General features: G+C 73.4%; 18 protein-coding genes and 1 pseudogene. 11 read left to right on the top strand and 8 right to left on the bottom strand.

All coding sequences use genetic code 11. The features are described 5' to 3' along the window. Positions 1-8: 8 nt before the first annotated feature. Positions 9-737 carry a ZIP family metal transporter gene (locus tag ACF1BE_RS30925; protein WP_392202311.1) on the bottom strand — a complete coding sequence of 243 codons (729 nt, stop codon included), beginning with the start codon at positions 735-737 and terminating at the stop codon, positions 9-11. Between the two features lie 137 nt (positions 738-874). Here ACF1BE_RS30925 and cobM point away from each other — a divergent pair, with 137 nt between their 5' ends. From cobM to cobC, 6 genes are read left to right on the top strand one after another with little or no spacing between them, the layout of a single operon-like run. Then, complete coding sequence (gene cobM / locus ACF1BE_RS30930) at positions 875-1,693, top strand: precorrin-4 C(11)-methyltransferase (protein ID WP_392202312.1); 819 nt, start codon at positions 875-877, stop codon at positions 1,691-1,693. Further along, positions 1,690-2,925 (top strand): precorrin-6y C5,15-methyltransferase (decarboxylating) subunit CbiE, encoded by a 1,236-nt coding sequence (cbiE, locus tag ACF1BE_RS30935; protein WP_392202313.1) that lies wholly within the window; start codon positions 1,690-1,692, stop codon positions 2,923-2,925. Before cobM ends, cbiE begins: the two co-directional genes overlap by 4 nt. Continuing rightward, positions 2,922-4,625 (top strand): precorrin-3B C(17)-methyltransferase, encoded by a 1,704-nt coding sequence (cobJ, locus tag ACF1BE_RS30940; RefSeq protein ID WP_392202314.1) that lies wholly within the window; start codon positions 2,922-2,924, stop codon positions 4,623-4,625. Before cbiE ends, cobJ begins: the two co-directional genes overlap by 4 nt. After that, positions 4,622-5,209, top strand: a complete 588-nt coding sequence (locus ACF1BE_RS30945; RefSeq protein WP_392202315.1) for a precorrin-8X methylmutase — start codon at positions 4,622-4,624, stop codon at positions 5,207-5,209. Before cobJ ends, ACF1BE_RS30945 begins: the two co-directional genes overlap by 4 nt. Continuing rightward, the gene (locus tag ACF1BE_RS30950; protein WP_392202316.1) at positions 5,206-6,138 is read left to right on the top strand and encodes a sirohydrochlorin chelatase; all 933 of its coding nucleotides are present in this window, start codon (positions 5,206-5,208) and stop codon (positions 6,136-6,138) included. The genes ACF1BE_RS30945 and ACF1BE_RS30950 overlap by 4 nt, the downstream gene beginning before the upstream one ends. Further along, complete coding sequence (gene cobC, locus ACF1BE_RS30955) at positions 6,128-7,198, top strand: Rv2231c family pyridoxal phosphate-dependent protein CobC (protein ID WP_392202317.1); 1,071 nt, start codon at positions 6,128-6,130, stop codon at positions 7,196-7,198. Before ACF1BE_RS30950 ends, cobC begins: the two co-directional genes overlap by 11 nt. A 349-nt stretch (positions 7,199-7,547) precedes the next feature. Here cobC and ACF1BE_RS30960 read toward each other — a convergent pair whose 3' ends face one another. The 5 genes from ACF1BE_RS30960 to ACF1BE_RS30980 form a co-directional block, all read right to left on the bottom strand. After that, on the bottom strand, positions 7,548-8,459 hold the full coding sequence (locus ACF1BE_RS30960) for an SCO1860 family LAETG-anchored protein (protein ID WP_392202318.1): 912 nt from the start codon (positions 8,457-8,459) through the stop codon (positions 7,548-7,550). 135 nt (positions 8,460-8,594) lie between these two features. Then, a complete protein-coding gene (locus ACF1BE_RS30965; protein WP_392202319.1) occupies positions 8,595-9,686 on the bottom strand; it encodes an amidohydrolase family protein in 1,092 nt (363 codons plus the stop codon). Between the two features lie 18 nt (positions 9,687-9,704). Then, positions 9,705-10,499, bottom strand: a complete 795-nt coding sequence (locus ACF1BE_RS30970) for an amino acid ABC transporter ATP-binding protein (protein ID WP_392202320.1) — start codon at positions 10,497-10,499, stop codon at positions 9,705-9,707. After that, positions 10,496-11,329 (bottom strand): amino acid ABC transporter permease, encoded by an 834-nt coding sequence (locus ACF1BE_RS30975; RefSeq protein ID WP_392202321.1) that lies wholly within the window; start codon positions 11,327-11,329, stop codon positions 10,496-10,498. The genes ACF1BE_RS30970 and ACF1BE_RS30975 overlap by 4 nt, the downstream gene beginning before the upstream one ends. Further along, positions 11,326-12,177, bottom strand: a complete 852-nt coding sequence (locus ACF1BE_RS30980) for a transporter substrate-binding domain-containing protein (protein WP_392202322.1) — start codon at positions 12,175-12,177, stop codon at positions 11,326-11,328. The genes ACF1BE_RS30975 and ACF1BE_RS30980 overlap by 4 nt, the downstream gene beginning before the upstream one ends. 198 nt (positions 12,178-12,375) lie before the next feature. Here ACF1BE_RS30980 and ACF1BE_RS30985 point away from each other — a divergent pair, with 198 nt between their 5' ends. The 5 genes from ACF1BE_RS30985 to thpD all read left to right on the top strand — a co-directional run bounded on the left by ACF1BE_RS30985 (position 12,376) and on the right by thpD (position 17,147). Then, positions 12,376-13,476, top strand: coding sequence for a pyridoxal-phosphate-dependent aminotransferase family protein (locus tag ACF1BE_RS30985; protein ID WP_392202340.1), 1,101 nt, complete (start codon positions 12,376-12,378; stop codon positions 13,474-13,476). A 539-nt stretch (positions 13,477-14,015) separates the two neighbouring features. Beyond that, positions 14,016-14,534, top strand: a complete 519-nt coding sequence (ectA, locus tag ACF1BE_RS30990) for a diaminobutyrate acetyltransferase (RefSeq protein WP_392202323.1) — start codon at positions 14,016-14,018, stop codon at positions 14,532-14,534. Positions 14,535-14,547: 13 nt separating this feature from the next. Continuing rightward, entirely contained in the window at positions 14,548-15,819 is a 1,272-nt protein-coding gene (ectB, locus tag ACF1BE_RS30995; protein ID WP_392202324.1) for a diaminobutyrate--2-oxoglutarate transaminase, read from the top strand. A gap of 23 nt (positions 15,820-15,842) precedes the next feature. Beyond that, positions 15,843-16,247, top strand: coding sequence for an ectoine synthase (locus tag ACF1BE_RS31000; protein ID WP_392202325.1), 405 nt, complete (start codon positions 15,843-15,845; stop codon positions 16,245-16,247). A gap of 6 nt (positions 16,248-16,253) precedes the next feature. Further along, positions 16,254-17,147: an ectoine hydroxylase gene (thpD, locus tag ACF1BE_RS31005; protein WP_392202326.1), complete on the top strand. Its 894-nt coding sequence runs from the start codon at positions 16,254-16,256 to the stop codon at positions 17,145-17,147. A 62-nt stretch (positions 17,148-17,209) separates the two neighbouring features. Here thpD and ACF1BE_RS31010 read toward each other — a convergent pair whose 3' ends face one another. Together ACF1BE_RS31010 and ACF1BE_RS31015 are read right to left on the bottom strand one after the other, a co-directional pair. After that, positions 17,210-18,271, bottom strand: coding sequence for an aminotransferase class V-fold PLP-dependent enzyme (locus tag ACF1BE_RS31010; RefSeq protein WP_392202327.1), 1,062 nt, complete (start codon positions 18,269-18,271; stop codon positions 17,210-17,212). 78 nt (positions 18,272-18,349) lie between these two features. Beyond that, positions 18,350-18,644, bottom strand: a pseudogene (locus tag ACF1BE_RS31015) (IS5/IS1182 family transposase); the annotation flags it as partial. Between the last annotated feature and the right edge of the window lie 2 nt (positions 18,645-18,646).

Genomic DNA, 18,646 nt, shown 5'->3' on the forward strand with positions numbered 1-18,646 from the left:
CCGCGCGGTCAGCCGGACAGGCCGACCACCAGCCAGACGAACAGGACGCCGGCCACCGTGCACAGCAGGGTGGAACGGGCCGGGTGCTCGTGGTGGGCCTCGGGGAGGATCTCGGCGGCGGCGAGGTACAGCAGTACGCCGCCGAAGAGGCCGAGATAGCCGCCGAGCACCGGTTCGGGGATGTGGACGAAGGCGGTCGACAACGCGCCGAGCAAGGGTGCGCAGGCGTCCGCCACCAGCATGCCGACGGCCTTGCGGCGCGCGTTGCCGTACAGGCTGGTGAGGGTGAAGGTGTTGAAGCCGTCGGCGAAGTCGTGGGCGATCACGGCGAGCGCGACGGACGCGCCCATGCCGCCCCCCACCTGGAAGGCCGCGCCGATCGCCACGCCGTCCATCGCGCTGTGACCCACCATCGCGCCGGCCGCCGCCAGGCCCACCTCGGGCGCCCGGTGTCCGTGTTCGCCGGCCCCGTGCGCCGCCCGGCGCGCGGCGAGCGTGCGTTCCACCAGATGGGCCAGCAGGAATCCGGCCACGAACAGCAGCAGGGCGGCGGGTACGCCGAAGACCTCGTGGTCGGCCGCGTGCAGCGCCTCCGGCAGCAGGTCCAGGCCGACCACGCCGAGCATCAGCCCGCCGGCCAGGCCCAGGACCAGATGGCGGCGGTCGGTCACGCGCTGTGCCGTCCAGCCGCCGGCCAGCGTCATCAGGAACGCGCCGAGCGCGACGAGGACCGCCATAGGCCTTTGGTATCCGATGCAGCGGCCCTCACGCATGTCCGGCAGCCGTGCGCGCCGACCGACCGCACCTGCCGCACGTGCGCCGGGCCGCACCGACCGACCCATCCCCAGTGACCCGTAGGAGAGGACCGATCCCCATGGCCGATGCCCCCACCGGCAAGGTGACCTTCGTCGGTGCCGGCCCCGGCGCCGCCGACCTGCTGACGTTCCGTGCCGCGCGTGCCATCGCCGAGGCCGACGTCGTGATCTGGGCCGCGAGCCTGGTCCAGGCGGAGGTCCTCGAACACGCCCGCGAGGACGCCGAGGTGCTGGACTCGGCGACCATGTCGCTGGAGGACGTCGTCGCCGTGTACCGGCGGGCCGGCGACGAGGGGCTGCGGGTCGCCCGCATCCACTCCGGAGACCCCGCCCTGTGGGGCGGCACGCAGGAGCAGCTGGACCGCTGCCGGGAGATCGGCATCGCGACCGAGATCGTCCCGGGCGTGTCCTCCTTCTCCGCGGTGGCCGCCATCGCGCAGCGCGAGCTGACGATCCCGGAGGTCGCCCAGTCCGTGGTGCTCACCCGGCTCGGCGGCGGCAAGACGCCGATGCCGCCCGGCGAGGAGGTCCGCGAGTTCGCCCGGCACGGCACCACGATGGCCGTCTTCCTGTCGGCGGCGCGCAGCGGGCAGCTGGTGCGGGAACTGCTGGAGGGCGGCTACCCCACGGACACGCCGGTGGTCGTCGCCTACCAGGCGACCTGGCCGGAGGAGCTGGTGGTGCGGTGCACGATCGGCACGCTGGAGGAGACGGTCAAGGAGCACAAGCTCTGGAAGCACACGCTGTTCCTCGTGGGCCCGGCCCTGGACGCCAGCGGCACCCGTTCGCACCTGTACCACCCCGGTCACTTCCACGGCTACCGCAAGGCCGACCCGCAGGCCCGGCGGGCCCTGCGCGAGCAGCGGGGGAAGAGTTGATCACGGTCGTCGGGACGGGGACGGGAACACCGCTCCCCGCGGACGTCCTCGCCGGAGCCGCGCTCGTGGTCGGCGGGCAGCGGCACCTGGACGCGGTGCGGCTGCCGGAGGGGGCCGAGCGGGTCGTGCTCGGGCCGCTGGCGCCCGCCCTGGACACCGTCGCGACGTACGCCGCCGCACAGCTGCCGGTCGTCGTGCTGGCCTCCGGGGATCCGGGGTTCTTCGGGATCGTGCGGGCACTGGCCGAACGGTTCGGTGCCGGCGCGCTGGACGTACGGCCGGGGGTGTCCTCGGTGGCCACCGCCTTCGCGCGGATCGGTCTGCCCTGGGACGACGCTGTGGTGGTCAGCGCGCACGGCCGGGACCCGCGGACGGCCGTCAACGTGTGCCGGGCCCGGCCCAAGGTGGCCGTGCTGACCGGCCCGGGGGCCGGGCCCGCCGAGCTGGGGGCCGCGGTGCCGGCCGACCGGGTCCTCGTCGTGGCGAGCGCGCTGGGGGATCCGGAGCGGGAGCGCGTGGAGCGGGTGACGCCCGCCGAGGCGGCGGCCCGGGACTGGGGCACGGCGGTGAGCGTGGTGCTGTGCCTGGACGAGACCCGGGCGCTCGGCGCGGTGCGTACCGTCGCCGGGACACCCGGCGGGCCGGCCCGATGGGCTCTGGACGAGGGCGAGTTCACCCACCGCGATTCGATGATCACCAAGTTCGAGGTCCGGGCACTGGCCCTGGCCCGGCTCGGGCCGCGCCTCGGCGACCTGGTGTGGGACGTGGGCGCCGGGTCGGGTTCGGTGGCGGTGGAGTGCGCGCGGCTCGGCGCGGCCGTCGTCGCCGTCGAGAAGACCGCGGACGGGGTGGAACGCGTCCGCGCCAACGCGGCCGCGCACGGCGTCGACGTGGACGTGGTGCACGGCTCGGCGCCGGAGGCGCTGTCCGCGCTGCCCGGCGATCCGGACGCGGTGTTCGTCGGCGGCGGGGGCCGGGAGCTGCCCGCCGTCGTGACCGCGTGCGCCCGGCGGGCGCGGCGCACCGTCGTCGTCGCCGTGGCCGCGCTGGACCGGGTGCCGGCGGCGCGCGAGGCGCTGACGGCTGCCGGGTTCGGCTGCGACGGGGTGCTGCTGCAGTCGTCGCGGCTCGCGCCGCTGCCCGGGGACGTGACCCGGCTGGCGGCCACCAATCCTGTGTTCCTGCTGTGGGGCGAGCGCACCACGGCGTCCAGTGAAGGAGTTGTCCAGTGATCGGCCTCATTTCCGCCACCGCGGCGGGAGCGGCGGCGCGGGACCGGCTGGCCGCGGCCTGGCCGGACCGTACGCGGGTGTACGACGGTCCCGTCGGGGAGGCCGTACGGGCCGCGTTCGCGGAGTGCGAGCAGCTGGTGTGCTTCCTGGCGACGGGGGCGACCGTACGGCTGCTGGCGCCGCTGCTCGGCGACAAGGCCACCGACCCGGGTGTGGTGTGCGTGGACGAGGGCGGCCGGTTCGCGGTGGCGCTGGTCGGCGGGCACGGCGGCGGGGCCAACGCGCTCGCCCGTGAGGCCGGGGAACTGCTGGGCGCCGAACCCGTGGTGACGACCGCCACGGACGCCGTCGGGCTGCCGGGCCTGGACACGCTCGGGCTGCCGTACGAGGGCGCGGTCGCCGCGGTCTCCCGCGCCCTGCTGGACGGCGAACCGGTCGCGCTGGCGGCTGAGGTCGCGTGGCCGCTGCCGCCGCTGCCCCTCGCGGCGCACGGGGCGTACACGGTCCGGCTCACCGACCGGGCCGTCGAACCCGGCGAGCGGGAGGTGCTGTTGCGGCCTCCGTCGCTGGTGGTCGGCGTGGGCGCGTCGAAGGGCGCACCGGCCGAGGAGGTCCTCGCGCTGGTCGGGGAGGCGCTGCGGGAGGCGGGTCTGTCGCCGCGGTCGGTCGCCGAACTGGCCACCGTGGACGCCAAGGCGGACGAGCCCGGCATCGTGGCCGCCGCCGAGCGGCTCGGAGTACCCGTGGTGACGTACACCGCCGAGGAACTGGCCGCCGTGGAAGTGCCGAACCCCTCCGCCGCGCCGCTCACGGCCGTCGGCACGCCATCGGTCGCCGAGGCCGCCGCCCTGGCGCGCGGCGGTGAACTCCTCGTGCCCAAGCGGAAGTCCGCGCGGGCCGACGGCCGGCCCGCCATGGCGACCTGCGCCGTGGTCCGGCGTCCGGGGCGCGGACGGCTCGCGGTGGTCGGGCTCGGGCCGGGCGCCCGGGACCTGCTCACCCCGCGCGCCGCGGCGGAGCTGCGGCGCGCGTCGGTGCTGGTCGGCCTGGACCAGTACGTCGACCAGATCCGCGACCTGCTGCGGCCCGGCACCCGGGTGCTGGAGTCCGGGCTCGGCGCGGAGGAGGAGCGGGCCCGTACCGCGGTCGCCGAGGCCCGCGCGGGGCACGCGGTCGCGCTGATCGGCAGCGGCGACGCGGGCGTGTACGCGATGGCCTCCCCGGCGCTCGCCGAGGCGTCCGACGACATCGACGTGGTCGGGGTGCCCGGGGTGACGGCCGCGCTGGCCGCCGGGGCCGTCCTCGGCGCGCCGCTGGGCCACGACCACGTGTCCATCAGCCTGTCGGACCTGCACACCCCCTGGGAGGTCATCGAGCGCCGGGTGCGCGCGGCGGCCGAGGCGGACATCGTGGTCACCTTCTACAACCCGCGTTCACGCGGCCGGGACTGGCAGTTGCCGAAGGCGCTCGCGATCCTCTCCGGGCACCGGGAGGAGACGACGCCGGTCGGCGTCGTCCGCAACGCCTCCCGCCCCGACGAGTCCAGCCGGGTGACGACGCTGGGCGCGCTGGACCCGGCGACGGTCGACATGATGACGGTCGTGACCGTGGGCAACACCGCTACCCGGAACATCGCGGGGCGCATGGTGACCCCGCGCGGCTACCGCTGGCAGAACGGCACACAGGAGGGCGCCCGGTGAACCGCGTGGTCCACCCCATCGAGCAGGAGTCCTTCCGGCGGCTGCGCGCCCGCCTGGACACCTCGCACTTCCCGCCGCTGACCCGGGCGGTGGTGGAGCGGGTCATCCACTCCGCCGCCGACCTGGAGTACGCGACCGACCTCGTCATGAACGAGGACGACCTGGTGGCGGCGCACGCCGCGCTGCACGCCGGGGCGCCCGTCGTCGTCGACGTGGAGATGGTCGCGGCCGGCATCACCCGGCGTGGGACCGTCTGCCGGCTGCGGGACGCCGTCTCCGGGCCCGGGCTGACCCGTTCGGCACACGCCGTACGGCTCGCCCACGAGGAGGTCGGGCCCGGCGCCATCTGGGTGATCGGCTGCGCGCCGACCGCCCTGGAGGAGCTGCTGACCCTCGACGCCTCCCCCGCGCTCGTCATCGGCCTGCCCGTCGGCTTCGTCGGGGCGGCCGAGTCCAAGGCCGCGTTGCGCGCGAGCGGGCTGCCCGCCGTGAGCAACGTGTCCGAGAAGGGCGGTTCGGCGGTCGCCGCCGCCGCGCTCAACGCCCTGCTGTACCACACCGTTTCGTCGGAGGAGACCCCGTGACCACCCCGCCCGCCCTGCTCATCGCCGGACACGGCACCCGTGACGACGCCGGAGCCGAGGCGTTCCGTGACTTCGTCCGGGAACTGGGGCGCCGCCACCCCGAACTGCCCGTCGCGGGCGGCTTCATCGAACTGTCGCCGCCGCCGCTGGGCGAGGCCGTCACCGAGCTGGTCGAGCAGGGCGTGCGCCGGTTCGCCGCCGTGCCGCTGATGCTGGTGTCCGCCGGACACGCCAAGGGCGACATCCCGGCCGCGCTGGCCCGTGAGAAGGAACGGCACCCGGGGATCTCGTACACCTACGGCCGTCCGCTTGGCCCGCACCCCGCGCTGCTGAACGTGCTGGAGCGGCGGCTGGACGAGGCGCTCGGCGGCGCCGCCCGCACCAGCGGGGACCGGGCGGACGTCACCGTGCTGCTCGTCGGGCGCGGCTCCACCGACCCCGACGCCAACGCCGAGGTGTTCAAGGCGGCGCGGCTGCTGTGGGAGGGCCGCGGGTACGCCGGTGTCGAGACGGCGTTCGTGTCGCTGGCGGCGCCGGACGTGCCGAGCGGCCTGGACCGGTGCGTCGCGCTGGGCTCGAAGAGGATCGTCGTACTGCCGTACTTCCTGTTCACCGGGATCCTGCCGGACCGGGTGCGGCAGCAGACCGAGGAGTGGGCCGCGGCCCACCCGGAGACCGAGGTGCGGTCGGCCGACGTCATCGGGCCCGAGCCGGAGCTGCTGGATCTGGTGATGGAGCGGTACCAGGAGGCCGTCAAGGGCGACCTGCGCATGAACTGCGACTCCTGCGTGTACCGGATCGCGCTGCCGGGCTTCGAGGACAAGGTGGGACTGCCGCAGCAGCCGCACTTCCACCCGGACGACGAAGGACACCACCACGGCCACGGGCACCACCATCACGGGGGGCACTCGCACAGCCATGCGCACTGAGGGCACCGGCGGGTCCGGGCACGATCTGCGGCACCACGGGGACGCCGAAGTGCGGGACGACGGCGCCGCGTTGGTCGACCTCGCCGTCAACGTCCGCGCGGACACGCCCCCGCGGTGGCTGCGGGAGGAGATCGCCGCTTCGCTGTCGTCCCTCGCGGCCTACCCCGACGGGCGGGACGCCCGGGCGGCGGTGGCCGCACGGCACGGGCTGCCGGTGGAACGGGTGCTGCTGACGGCGGGGGCCGCGGAGGCGTTCGTCCTCCTCGCCCGCGCCCTGGAGGTCCGCCGGCCGGTCGTCGTGCACCCGCAGTTCACCGAGCCGGAGGCGGCGTTGCGGGACGCCGGGCACACGGTGGACCGGGTGCTGCTGCGGGAGGAGGACGGGTTCCGGCTGGACCCGGCGGCCGTCCCGGAGGAGGCCGACCTGGTGGTGATCGGCAACCCCACCAACCCGACGTCCGTCCTGCATCCGGCGCGGACGCTCACCCGGCTGGCCCGGCCGGGACGGACGCTGGTGGTCGACGAGGCGTTCATGGACGCGGTGCCCGGTGAGCGCGAGGCACTGGCCGGCCGGACGGACGTGCCAGGACTCGTCGTGCTGCGCAGCCTCACCAAGACCTGGGGGCTGGCGGGACTGCGCATCGGGTACGCGCTGGCCGCGCCCGACGTGATCGCCGGGCTGGGGCGGGCCCAGCCGCTGTGGCCCGTGTCCACACCGGCGCTGGCCGCGGCGCGGGCGTGCGTGGCACCCCGGGCGTTGGCCGAGGCGGGGCACGCGGCACATCGCGTCGCCGGGGACCGGGCGCACCTGGTCGCGGGACTGTCCGCGCTCGCCGGCCGTGGCGTACGGGTGGTGCAGCCGGCCGAGGGCCCCTTCGTGCTGGTCCGCATGCCGGACGCCGCGGCGGTACGACGACGGCTGCGCGACCTCGGCCACGCCGTGCGCCGGGGTGACACGTTCCCCGGGCTCGGCCCGGACTGGATACGGGTGGCGGTACGCGACCGCGCCACGACGAACGGCTTCCTGGCCGCCCTGTCCGCCGCTCTCACGCGGGGCTGAGCGCCCGGCTCCCCGCGTCGGCCGCCCGAGCCCCGGGCCGCCCGGGGACCCCGCCCGAAGTCCCGCCCGGCTCCGGGACCGCCCCGAGCCGCGGACGGTCCCGGAGCCGCTGCGTCGCCGTCACCGTCCGGCCCCCCGATCGTCCGGCACCCCGAGACTGAGCCGGGGCCCGGCGGACGGTCCGGCCACCGCCCGCCGTCCGCGGGGCGACGCGCGACACCGGGGCCGGCCCGCCGAACGAGTTCCGCGGCGTACCGCTCGCCGGGACCGGGGAGAGCCGGGACGGCCCCGCCCCGCGGACGGCGGGCGGCTGCCGGTGGGCGTGGCCGGCCGGTGGGCGGGCGCGATGTCAGCTCCTGCGGCGCCTGGTCAGTGCCACCGCTCCCCCGCCCGCCAGCAGCAGCGCCAGCGCGCCACCGGCGATGTACGGGGTCGCCGGACTGCCGCCGGTCTCCGCGAGGCCCGCCTCGGCCGGGGCGCCGCCCTGGGGGCGGACGCCGGCGGCCGGGTCGTGACTCGGCACCGGGTGCCGGACGGGTGGGGCCACCGGGGACTCGCAGGTGGCCCCGGCCAGGGTGACGGTGCCCTCGACGTCGGCCACGTCGAGCTTCGAGGGGTTGACGGAGATCTTGAGCCGAAGGGCGGTCGCGGCGGCCGTACGGGTCGTGGTGCGCCGCTCGGCGAGGTCGAGGCGGACCTCACCGACTCCGGGCACCTTCACCTGGACCGGGCCGCCGGCGGTCAGGGTGACGCGCTTGCCGAGGACGGTGACGGCGCCGAGGACGTCCGCGGCGGCGGTGGGTGCCCTGCCGGCCTCGCAGGTGGCCCTGGCGGTGATCGCGTCGGCCTCGATCACGGACAGCAGGGGCAGGCCGGGGACGTGCAGCCGGGCGTGGGCGAGACGGACCGAGCCCTCGGCGCGCCGGGCGGTGGCCGTCGCCTTCGCCCGGGCGACGGCCGCACCGAGGACGGTGAACGGCCGGCCGCCGTTCACGCCGTCGAGCCGGGCCGACAGCGCGGTGCGGTCCGCGCTCCGTGGCGCCCGGACCTCGTCGAGGGAGAGGGCGAGCGGCATGTGCACGCTCTTGTCGAGCAGGGACACGTCGAGCCCGGTGCGCAGGACGACGGCTGAGGCGCGACCGTGGCCGCCGGTCGCGTGCGCGGCGCCCGCGCCCAGGACCGCGGGTACCGCGGTGAGGGCGGTGACCGTCGCGAGGGTGGCGAGACGGCGTGCGGGCATGCGGGAGTTGTTGCTGTTCAAGGCGGTGGGACCCCCAGAGGGAACATGTTCGGGACCCGTCAACCTTGTACGCACTGTGGGTGAACGGTCAGCGATGCGTGGTCACTTCACTCAAACGTGGATGTCCCGTACGCGGATTCGAAAGCAGGGGCATGGTCACTCGACGACGCGCCCGTTGAGCACGACCCGTCGCGGCGCCGCCAGCACCCGTACGTCCGCCCGGGGATCGGCCTCGTACACCACCAGGTCGGCCGGCGCGCCCTCCTCCAGGCCGGGGCGGCCGAGCCACGTGCGGGCGGACCAGGTCGTGGCGGCGAGGGCCCGGACCGGCGGGATGCCGGCGGTGACCAGCTCGGCGACCTCCTCCGCGACCAGACCGTGGGCCAGCGAGCCGCCGGCGTCCGTGCCGACGTAGACCGGTACGCCGGCGTCGTAGGCGCCGCGCACGGTGTCGTAGCGCCGCTCGTGGAGCCGGCGCATGTGGGCGGACCAGCGCGGGTACTTGCCGTCGCCGCCCGCCGCGAGCTTGGGGAAGGTGGCGATGTTGACGAGGGTGGGGACGATCGCGACGCCCCGCTCGGCGAACAGCGGGACCAGGTCCTCGGTGAGGCCGGTGGCGTGCTCGACGCAGTCGATGCCCGCCTCGACCAGGTCGCGCAGGGAGTTCTCGGCGAAGCAGTGCGCGGTGACACGGGCGCCGAGCCGGTGGGCCTCGGCGATACCCGCCTCGACGGCCTCGCGGGGCCAGCAGGGCGCCAGGTCGCCGACGCCACGGTCGATCCAGTCGCCGACCAGCTTGACCCAGCCGTCGCCGCGCCGGGCCTCCCGGGCGACGTGGGCGACGAGGTCCTCCGGTTCGATCTCCCAGGCGTAGTTGCGGATGTAGCGGCGGGTGCGGGCGATGTGCCGGCCCGCGCGAATGATCTTCGGAAGGTCGTCGCGGTCGTCGATCCAGCGGGTGTCGGAGGGTGAGCCCGCGTCCCGGATCAGCAGGGTGCCGGTCCCCCGGTCGGTGAGCGCCTGCTGCTCGGCGGTGTCCGCGTCGACCGGGCCCTCGGCGCCCAGGCCGACGTGGCAGTGGGCGTCGACCAGGCCGGGCAGCGCCCAGCCCGCGACGGTGGTGATGTCGCGGGCGCCGGCGGGGCGGTCGTAGGAGATCCGCCCCCCGACCACCCACAGCTCGTCACGGACGTCCTCCGGGCCGGCCAGGACCCGGCCCTTCACGTGCAGCACCGCGCCATCGCTCATGCACCGCACCCTAACGGCCTACGGCTTGTCCTTCCCGACCTGGTCGGAGGTCTCCTCCTCGACCTCGGCCATCGCCGGGTCGAGCAGCCGGGAGAGGAAGTGCCGGGTGCGCTCGTGCTGCGGGTCGCCGATGACCCGGTCGGGGCTGCCGTCCTCGACGATGACGCCGCCGTCCATGAAGACGACCCGGTCGGCGACCTCGCGGGCGAAGGTCATCTCGTGGGTGACGACCATCATCGTCATGCCCTCGTGCGCGAGCCGGCGCATGACGGCGAGGACGTCCCCGACGAGTTCGGGGTCGAGCGCGGAGGTCGGCTCGTCGAAGAGCATCACCTCGGGGCCCATGGCGAGCGCGCGGGCGATGGCCACGCGCTGCTGCTGGCCGCCGGAGAGGGAGGACGGGTAGGCGTCCGCCTTCTCCGCGAGGCCCACCCGGGCCAGGTTCTCGGCGGCGATCCTCGCGGCGGTGGCCTTGTCCCGCCCGAGGACCCGGCGCTGCGGCAGCGTCAGGTTCGCGGTGACGTCCAGGTGGGGGAAGAGGTTGAACTGCTGGAAGACCATGCCGATGCGGCGGCGTACGGCATCGATGTCGACGTCGGGGTCGGTGACCTCGGTGCCGCCGACGAGGACGTGGCCCGCGGTGGGCTCCTCCAGCAGGTTCACGCAGCGCAGCAGCGTCGACTTGCCGGAGCCGGAGGGTCCGATGACGCACACCACCTCGCCCTGGCCGATCTCCAGGTCGATGCCGCGCAGCACCTCGTTGTCACCGAAGGACTTGTGCAGTCCGCGTACCTCGATCTCGGGGCGGGTCACCGGATCGCCTCCTGTGCCTTGGACTCCATGCGGCGGACGACGAAGCTGAGCGGGATGGTGACCAGCAGGTAGCACAGGCCCGCGACCAGGATCGGCGTGGAGTTGGCGGTCGTGCTCGCCAGGTCGCGGCCGAACTTGGACAGTTCCCGCTCCTCCAGGGTGACGCCGAGGAAGAGCACCAGCGAGGAGTCCTTGAAGAGCAGGACGAGTTCGTTGGTGAGCGGCGGCAGGATGATGCGGAAGGCCTGCGGAACGATGATCGAGATCATGGCCTTCGCGGGCGAGAAGCCGAGCGAACGGGCCGCCTCGGTCTGCCCCTTGGGTACGGCCTGGATGCCGGCACGGATGGTCTCCGCCATGTAGGCGGCCGAGACCAGGCCGAGCGCGAGGGCGACCTTGCCGTAGGTGCCGCCCGGGATCTCGGTGCCCGGGAAGGCGAGCGGTACGGCCACGCCGACGAAGATGAAGATCAGCAGGGCGGGCAGCCCGCGGAAGATCTCGATGTAGATGCCCGCCAGCCAGCGGTAGGGGCCCACGGAGGACAGCCGCATCAGCGCGATGACCATGCCGAGGACGAGCCCGACGACGAAGCCGGACAGCGTGTAGAGCACGGTGTTCTTCAGCGCCAGTGTGATGACGTCGGGGAACATCTGCCGTGCGATGTCGACCTGCGCGAACTGGTTGCGCAGCCGGCCCCAGTCGGCCGTGACCGCGAAGGCGATCACGGCGGCGGCGAAGACGGCGTACTGCGCGCCGCGGGACAGCGTCCGCTTCTGCCGCCGGGTCAGTCCCTTCTTCTTCGGCCCGAGCGGTACGTCCGTGTCGCTCATGAGGCCGCGGGAGAGGCGACGGAGGCGTTGTACGGGCCGATCCACTTCTCGTAGATCTTCTTGTAGGTGCCGTCGGCCTTCGCGTCCTTGAGCGCCTTGTCGACGGCCTCGAGCAGCGCCTTGTTGCCCTTCTTCACGGTGAAGCCGTACTGCTCACCGGTCTTGAGGTTGTCGACGACCTTGAACCGGTCCGCGTTGGCCTTGTCCTTCAGCCAGCCCTGGACGACCGGGTAGTCGATGACGACGGCCTGGACCTGGCCGGTGCGCAGGCCGTTGAGGACCGCGTCGGAGGACTCGAAGGAGATCGGGTCGTAGCCCTTGTTCCTGACGTAGTCCTCGCCGGTGGTCTGTGCCTGGGCGCCCAGCTTCTTGCCCTTGGCCTTGACGTCGGCGAGCGAGTCGACGCCGCTGTGCTTGTCGACGAGGACGGCCTGGGTGGCCTCGAAGTACGGGTCGGAGAAGTCGACGTTCTTCTTGCGCTCGGCGGTGATGGTCATGCCGGCGGCGGCCAGGTCGCACTCGCCCGAGTTCAGGAAGGCGCCCGTCTTGAAGTTCTCGAACGGCGTGTCGAGGATCTTCTGCGGGACGCCCAGATCCTTGGCGACGAGGTCGATCAGGGAGACGTCGAAGCCCTGCACCTTGCCGTCGATCTCCGACTGGAACGGCGGGTAGGGCAGGTGGGTGCAGGTGGTCAGCCGGCCGGCCTTGGCGAGGTGAACGCCCTTGACGGTGGTCTTGCCGCTCCCCCCGCCGTCGTCCGAGGAGCAGCCGGCGGCCACGAGCACGAGCCCGGCGGTCGCGGTGGTGGCAGCCAGGAGGCGGGTCCGGCGCCCGAGGAGCGTTGTCATGGGGGGATTCTCCTATGGGGGAACGAAGGTTTCCGATTATAAGGAAATGTTGGGGTCTCTCAAATCAAACCGATGGCTTCGGGGCCGTCCGGCCTAGGAAGTCACCGGTCGGGAGGGGGCCGGGAGCGGAGAGTTACGCTCGTCACGGCCGTCTTCCGGCGGCCCCCGTGGACCCTCGTGAGCGAAGAGAGCACCGCCGTGACCCACCCCTTCCTCGACCTGCCCCCGCTGAGTGCCGAGCGCTTCGCCGCCATCGAGGACCGGGTGGCCCGGCTGCTGGACACCCGGCAGACCGTCCTGGTCACCCAGGGCGAGGCGCTGCTGCCGCTGGAGGGCGCGATCCGCGCGGCGGCCGGCCCGGGCACGGTGGCCCTGAACGTGATCACGGGCCCGTACGGGCAGACCTTCGGCAACTGGCTGCGCGACGCCGGGGCGACCGTGCACGACCTGTCCGTCCCCTTCCACACGGCGGTGACCGCCGTCCAGGTCCGGGAGGCGTTCAGGAAGCACCCGGAGATCGACTTCGTGTCCCTGGTGCACGCGGAGGCGGCGACGGGCAACACCAACCCGGTCGCGGAGATCGGCGAGGCGGTACGGGAGCAGGGCGCACTGTTCTACCTGGACGCGGTGGCCTCCGTGGGCGCCGAGCCGGTGCTGCCGGACGCGTGGGGCGTGGACCTGTGCGTGATCGGGGCGCAGAAGGCGATGGGCGGCCCGGCGGGCGTGTCGGCGATCTCGGTGAGCGAGCGGGCGTGGGCCCGCATGGCCGCCAACCCGCGCGCCCCCCGCCGCTCCTATCTGTCCCTGCTGGACTGGAAGGAGCGCTGGACCGACGCCGGCCGCACCGTGCTGCCGCACGCACCGGCCCAGCTGGAGATGCTGGCACTGGAGGCGTGCCTGGAGCGGATCGAGTCGGCGGGTCTGGAGACGGTGATGGCCCGGCACCGGGCCGCCGCGCTGGCCACGCGGGCCGGGGCGGTGGCGCTGGGCGGGGGCCTGGAGCCGTACGTGTACGAGGAGAGGGACGCGGCGCCGGTCGCGACGACGCTGCGGGTGCCGCCGGGCGCGGTGGCCTCGGAGCTGGTGGCCGAGGCGCTGCGGTCCGACCCGGCCCTGCCGCTGGCCGCCGGCGGAGGGGCCCTCGCCGGGGAGATGGTCCGCGTCAACCACTACGGACCCGACGCGACCCCCGACGCCGTCCGGAAGTCGCTGACGGCGCTGGGCGGGGCCATGGCCGGCCGGGGCCTGGCCGTGGACCCCGAGGGCGCCCGCCGGGCCGTGTCGGGCGCCTGGCGCTAGGGTCTTTCGTTCGGATCGGGCCGGATCAGGGAGCGGGTCCTGGTGCCGTGCATCGCAAGGCGGAGGAGGGCGCCATGGCGGAGCCATGGCAACCGACGACAACGCGGCGAGGCGCGGTGCCAGGGCCCGCGAGCCCGGCATGATCCGAACGAGAGGGCCTAGGTCACGTCGCCGGACTTCCGCCGTTCGCCCGGAGGGCGGAGCCGGGGGCGGTCCGACGACACGGCCCGGCCGCCACTCACACGTTCCCGGGGGCACCGCCCCCGGGGGCACCGAATCCTGAATTCAATTCCCCTTCACCATTTCCGCCAATTCTGCTGGCGATAACTCCCGGTCCTCTTCTGCCCGATTTTTGCAGAGCTAAACAAGAGACTTTGCGAACGGATTCTCCGGGCATTTCCGGGCTGTGACACAACCCACAGGTACACGCTTTTGCCCCATTTTGCCATAGGGCATCACGGACATATCACTGATGTGACCTTCCGTCACTCCCGTCACTGCCGTGCATTTCCTAATTCGCCTCGCTAAATTCGTGACGCATGACTGCCGCACCCGCAGACCTGCTCATCGAACGGCCGGCGACGACGGACGGAGCCGCGCTCTGGCGTCTCGCCAAGGACTCGGAAACCCTCGACCTCAACTCCTCGTACAGCTATCTGCTGTGGTGCCGGGACTTCGCCGGCACCTCGGCGGTGGCGCGCGGTGCGGACGGGGAGCCGGTCGGTTTCGTGACCGGATACGTGCGGCCGGACCGCCCGGGCACCCTGGTCGTCTGGCAGGTGGCCGTCGACGCCGCCCACCAGGGCCGAGGCATCGCCGCCGCCCTGCTGGACGGACTGGCCGCCCGGCTGGTCACCGAGCGCGGCATCACCTGGCTGGAGACCACCATCACCCCCGGCAACACCGCCTCCGAGCGCCTGTTCACCTCGTTCGCCGAACGGCACGGGGCGCAGGTCACCCGCGAGGTGCTGTTCCCGGCCGAGCTGTTCCCGGACGGCCCGCACGACCCCGAAGTCCTGTACCGCATCGGCCCGCTGACCGCGTCCACCGCCCACTGAGGAGCGATTCACCGTGACCATCACCCAGCCCGACCTCAGCGTCTTCGAGACCCTGGAGTCCGAGGTGCGCAGCTACTGCCGCGGCTGGCCCACCGTCTTCGACCGCGCGCAGGGCAGCCGGATGTACGACGAGGACGGTCATGCGTACCTCGACTTCTTCGCCGGTGCGGGCTCGCTCAACTACGGCCACAACAACCCCGTCCTCAAACGGGCGCTGATCGACTACCTGGCGCGGGACGGCGTCACCCACGGCCTGGACATGTCGACCACGGCCAAGCGGTCGTTCCTCCAGACCTTCCAGGACCTGGTGCTGCGCCCGCGCGACCTGCCGTACAAGGTCATGTTCCCGGGCCCGACGGGCACCAACGCCGTCGAGTCCGCGCTGAAGCTGGCCCGCAAGGTGAAGGGGCGCGAGGCGATCGTGTCGTTCACCAACGCCTTCCACGGCATGTCGCTGGGCTCCCTCGCCGTCACCGGCAACGCCTTCAAGCGGGCCGGCGCCGGCGTCCCCCTCGTACACGGCACCCCCATGCCGTTCGACAACTACTTCGACGGCAAGGTCCCGGACTTCCTGTGGTTCGAGCGGCTGCTGGAGGACCAGGGCTCCGGCCTCAACAAGCCCGCCGCGGTGATCGTGGAGACCGTCCAGGGCGAGGGCGGCATCAACGTCGCCCGGCCCGAATGGCTGCGCGCGCTCAAGGAGCTGTGCGAGCGGCAGGACATGCTGCTGATCGTCGACGACATCCAGATGGGCTGCGGCCGTACCGGCGCCTTCTTCTCCTTCGAGGAGGCCGGCATCACGCCGGACATCGTCACCGTGTCCAAGTCGATCAGCGGTTACGGGCTGCCGATGTCGCTGTGCCTGTTCCGCCCCGAGCTGGACGTCTGGGAGCCCGGCGAGCACAACGGCACCTTCCGCGGCAACAACCCCGCCTTCGTCACCGCCACCGCCGCCCTCGAGGCGTACTGGGCCGACGGCGCGGCCATGGAGAAGCAGACGCGGACCCGTGGCGAGCAGGTCGAGCAGGCGCTGATCGCCATCACCGAGGAGAACCTCGCCGACGTGCGGGAGTACCGCGGGCGCGGCCTGGTGTGGGGCCTGGAGTTCCGCGACAAGGAGCGGGCCGGCCGGGTGGCGCGGCGCGCCTACGAACTCGGGCTGCTCATCGAGACCTCCGGGCCGGAGGGCGAGGTCGTCAAGCTGCTGCCCGCGCTGACCATCACCCCGGAGGAGCTGGACGAGGGCCTGAGCGTCCTCGCCCGCGCCGTCCGGGAAACCGCCTGACCCGCAAGGAGGGAACCAGCACCATGATCGTCCGATCGTTCGAGGACATCGAGGGCACCGACCGGCACGTCAGGGCGAAGTCCGGCACCTGGGAGAGCAAGCGCATCGTCCTCGCCGAGGAGCGGGTCGGCTTCTCCCTGCACGAGACGATCCTGTACGCCGGGACCGAGACGTCGATGTGGTACGCCAACCACGTCGAGGCCGTCGTCTGCACCCGCGGCGAGGCCGAGCTGACCGACCAGGAGACCGGGAAGACGTACACGATCACCCCCGGCACCATGTACCTCCTCGACGGGCACGAGCGGCACACGCTGCGCGTCAAGGAGGACTTCCACTGCATCTGCGTGTTCAACCCGCCGGTCACCGGACGGGAGGACCACGACGAGAACGGCGTCTACCCGCTGCTCACCGAGCCCGAGGAGGTGTGACGCACGATGACCACCGCGACCGTCACCGACCTGTACCCCACCCGCTCGACCCGCGAGGTCACCGTTCCCCGGCAGGACCCCGTCCTGTGGGGCTCACCGGACACCCCGGGACCGATCCCGCAAGCCGAACTCCAGGCGTACGAACGGGACGGCTTCCTCACCGTCGACCAGCTGATCACCCCGGACGAGGTCGAGGTCTACCGGCGTGAGCTGGACCGGCTGGTCGGCGACCCGGCGATCCGGGCCGACGGGCGTGCCGTCGTGGAGCCCAGGTCCAAGGAGATCCGCTCGGTCTTCGAGGTGCACCGGATCAGCGAGGTGTTCGCGAACCTGGTGCGCGATCCGCGGGTGGCCGGCCGGGCCCGGCAGATCCTCGGCTCGGACGTGTACGTCCACCAGTCCAGGATCAACGTCAAGCCGGGCTTCGGCGCGAGCGGCTTCTACTGGCACTCGGACTTCGAGACCTGGCACGCCGAGGACGGCCTGCCGAACATGCGCACGGTGTCCGTCTCGATCGCGCTGACCGAGAACCACGACACCAACGGCGGCTTGATGATCATGCCCGGGTCGCACCGGACGTTCCTGGGCTGTGCCGGCGCCACGCCCGAGGACAACTACAAGAAGTCGCTGCAGATGCAGGACGCCGGCACCCCGTCCGACGAGGCGCTGACCGCGCTGGCGGGCGAGCACGGCATCCGGCTGTTCACCGGCGCGGCCGGGTCGGCGACCTGGTTCGACTGCAACTGCATGCACGGCTCCGGCGACAACATCACGCCGTTCCCGCGCAGCAACGTCTTCATCGTGTTCAACAGCGTGGAGAACACGGCGGTGGAGCCGTTCGCGGCGCCGGTGCGCAGGCCGGAGTACATCGGAGCGCGGGACTTCACCCCCGTGCGGTGAAGTCCGGGACCACCGGGCCGGGGCCTCCTCCCGTGGGACGGGGAGGCCCCGGCCCGGTCGTGTCAGCCGGCCAGTGCCTGGAGCAGGCGGTCCACGTCAGCGGCGGTGTTGTAGAGGTGGAAGGCCGCGCGCAGGTTGCCGGCGCGGTCGGAGACCTCGATGCCCGCCTCGCTCAGCCCCTGCTGCCGGGATCCCAGTCCGGGGACGGAGACGATCGCCGAGCCGGGAGCCGGCAGCGGCTCGTGGCCGAGGTCCGCGAGTCCGGCCCGGAACCGGTCGGCGAGCCCCACCGCGTGCGCGTGGACGGCCGACAGCCCCAGTTCCTCGATCAGTTCGAGGGAGCGGCGCAGCCCGGCGTAGCTGAACAGGGCGTGGCTCAGGTCGAACCGGCGTGCGGAGTGGGCGAGTTCGCTCACCGGGCCGTAACAGCTGTCCCACGGAGCCTCGGCCGCGACCCAGCCGGCGAGGACCGGGACGAGTCCGCCGAAGTCCTCGGGGACCGTGAGGAAGGCCGCGCCGTGCGGGCCGAGGAGCCACTTGAAGGCGACGGAGGCGGTGAAGTCGTGGGCGCCGGCGTCCACCGGCAGCCAGCCGGCGGCCTGGGAGAAGTCGACGTAGGTACGGGCGCCGTGCGCGCGGGCGGCCTCGCGCAGGGCGGGCAGGTCGGCGAGCCGGCCGTCGGCGGACTGGGCGGCGCTGACCGCGACGAGCGCGGTGCCCGGCCGGACGGATTCGGCGATCCGCTCCAGGGGGACGGTGCGGACCTTGAGATCGCCACGGACGTGGAAGGGGTTCAGCACGGACGTGAAGTCGTCCTCGGCGGTGAGGACCTCGGCACCGGCGGGCAGCGAGGCGGCGATCACGCCGGTGTGCGCGGCGACGGAGGCACCGGCCGCGACCCGGCTGTCCGGGACACCGACGAGCCGGGCGTAGGCGGCCCGGGCCCCCTCCACGTCGTCGTACAGCGGAAGCAGGGGCCGGCCCTCGGCGCGCAGCAGCGCCGCGTCCCGGAGGGCGGTGACGGTGCGGGCGGGCAGCAGACCGTTGCTCGCGGTGTTGAGGTAGATGCTCCTGGGGCTGAACTCGGCGCGGACGAGGCTCTCGAACGTCTCCGTGGTCTCCATGGCTCCACTGTGCGGCCGTCCGGGGTCCCCGTCCATGGCGATTCTCCGCGTGGATACGCCTGGGTTCTGTCTCCTTGGTCAGCGTCGTGTCCGGATGAGGATGGCGGCGAGGTGGAGGGCGGCTCGGTAGGCGTGGCGAGTTCGTCGGTTCGTGTGGCCAGGCCGCGCCAGTGCTTGAGGCTGGTTGATGCATCGCTCGACGGTGTTGCGCTGCTTGTAGGCGTCTGTGTCGAAGCGGGGCGGGCGTCCGCCTTGGCGGCCGCGCCGCAGACGGCGGGCGATCTGGTCGGATGGCTGCGGGATGACCCCGCGGACCTGCCGGCGGCGCAGGTGGGATCGCGCGGGACGAGCAGGCGCGGTCGGCCAGGAGCACTG

It is taken from the genome of Streptomyces sp. NPDC014991 (assembly GCF_043080665.1).
GTDB lineage: Bacteria > Actinomycetota > Actinomycetes > Streptomycetales > Streptomycetaceae > Streptomyces.

Bases quoted from the DNA above. Each gene is read 5' to 3' on its own strand.
- ACF1BE_RS30925 (WP_392202311.1), bottom strand. From the start codon at position 737: ATGGCGGTCCTCGTCGCGCTCGGCGCGTTCCTGATGACGCTGGCCGGC.
- cobM (WP_392202312.1), top strand. From the start codon at position 875: ATGGCCGATGCCCCCACCGGCAAGGTGACCTTCGTCGGTGCCGGCCCC.
- cobC (WP_392202317.1), top strand. From the start codon at position 6,128: ATGCGCACTGAGGGCACCGGCGGGTCCGGGCACGATCTGCGGCACCAC.
- ACF1BE_RS30965 (WP_392202319.1), bottom strand. From the start codon at position 9,686: ATGAGCGATGGCGCGGTGCTGCACGTGAAGGGCCGGGTCCTGGCCGGC.
- ACF1BE_RS30975 (WP_392202321.1), bottom strand. From the start codon at position 11,329: ATGAGCGACACGGACGTACCGCTCGGGCCGAAGAAGAAGGGACTGACC.
- ACF1BE_RS30980 (WP_392202322.1), bottom strand. From the start codon at position 12,177: ATGACAACGCTCCTCGGGCGCCGGACCCGCCTCCTGGCTGCCACCACC.
- ectA (WP_392202323.1), top strand. From the start codon at position 14,016: ATGACTGCCGCACCCGCAGACCTGCTCATCGAACGGCCGGCGACGACG.
- ACF1BE_RS31000 (WP_392202325.1), top strand. From the start codon at position 15,843: ATGATCGTCCGATCGTTCGAGGACATCGAGGGCACCGACCGGCACGTC.
- thpD (WP_392202326.1), top strand. From the start codon at position 16,254: ATGACCACCGCGACCGTCACCGACCTGTACCCCACCCGCTCGACCCGC.
- ACF1BE_RS31010 (WP_392202327.1), bottom strand. From the start codon at position 18,271: ATGGAGACCACGGAGACGTTCGAGAGCCTCGTCCGCGCCGAGTTCAGC.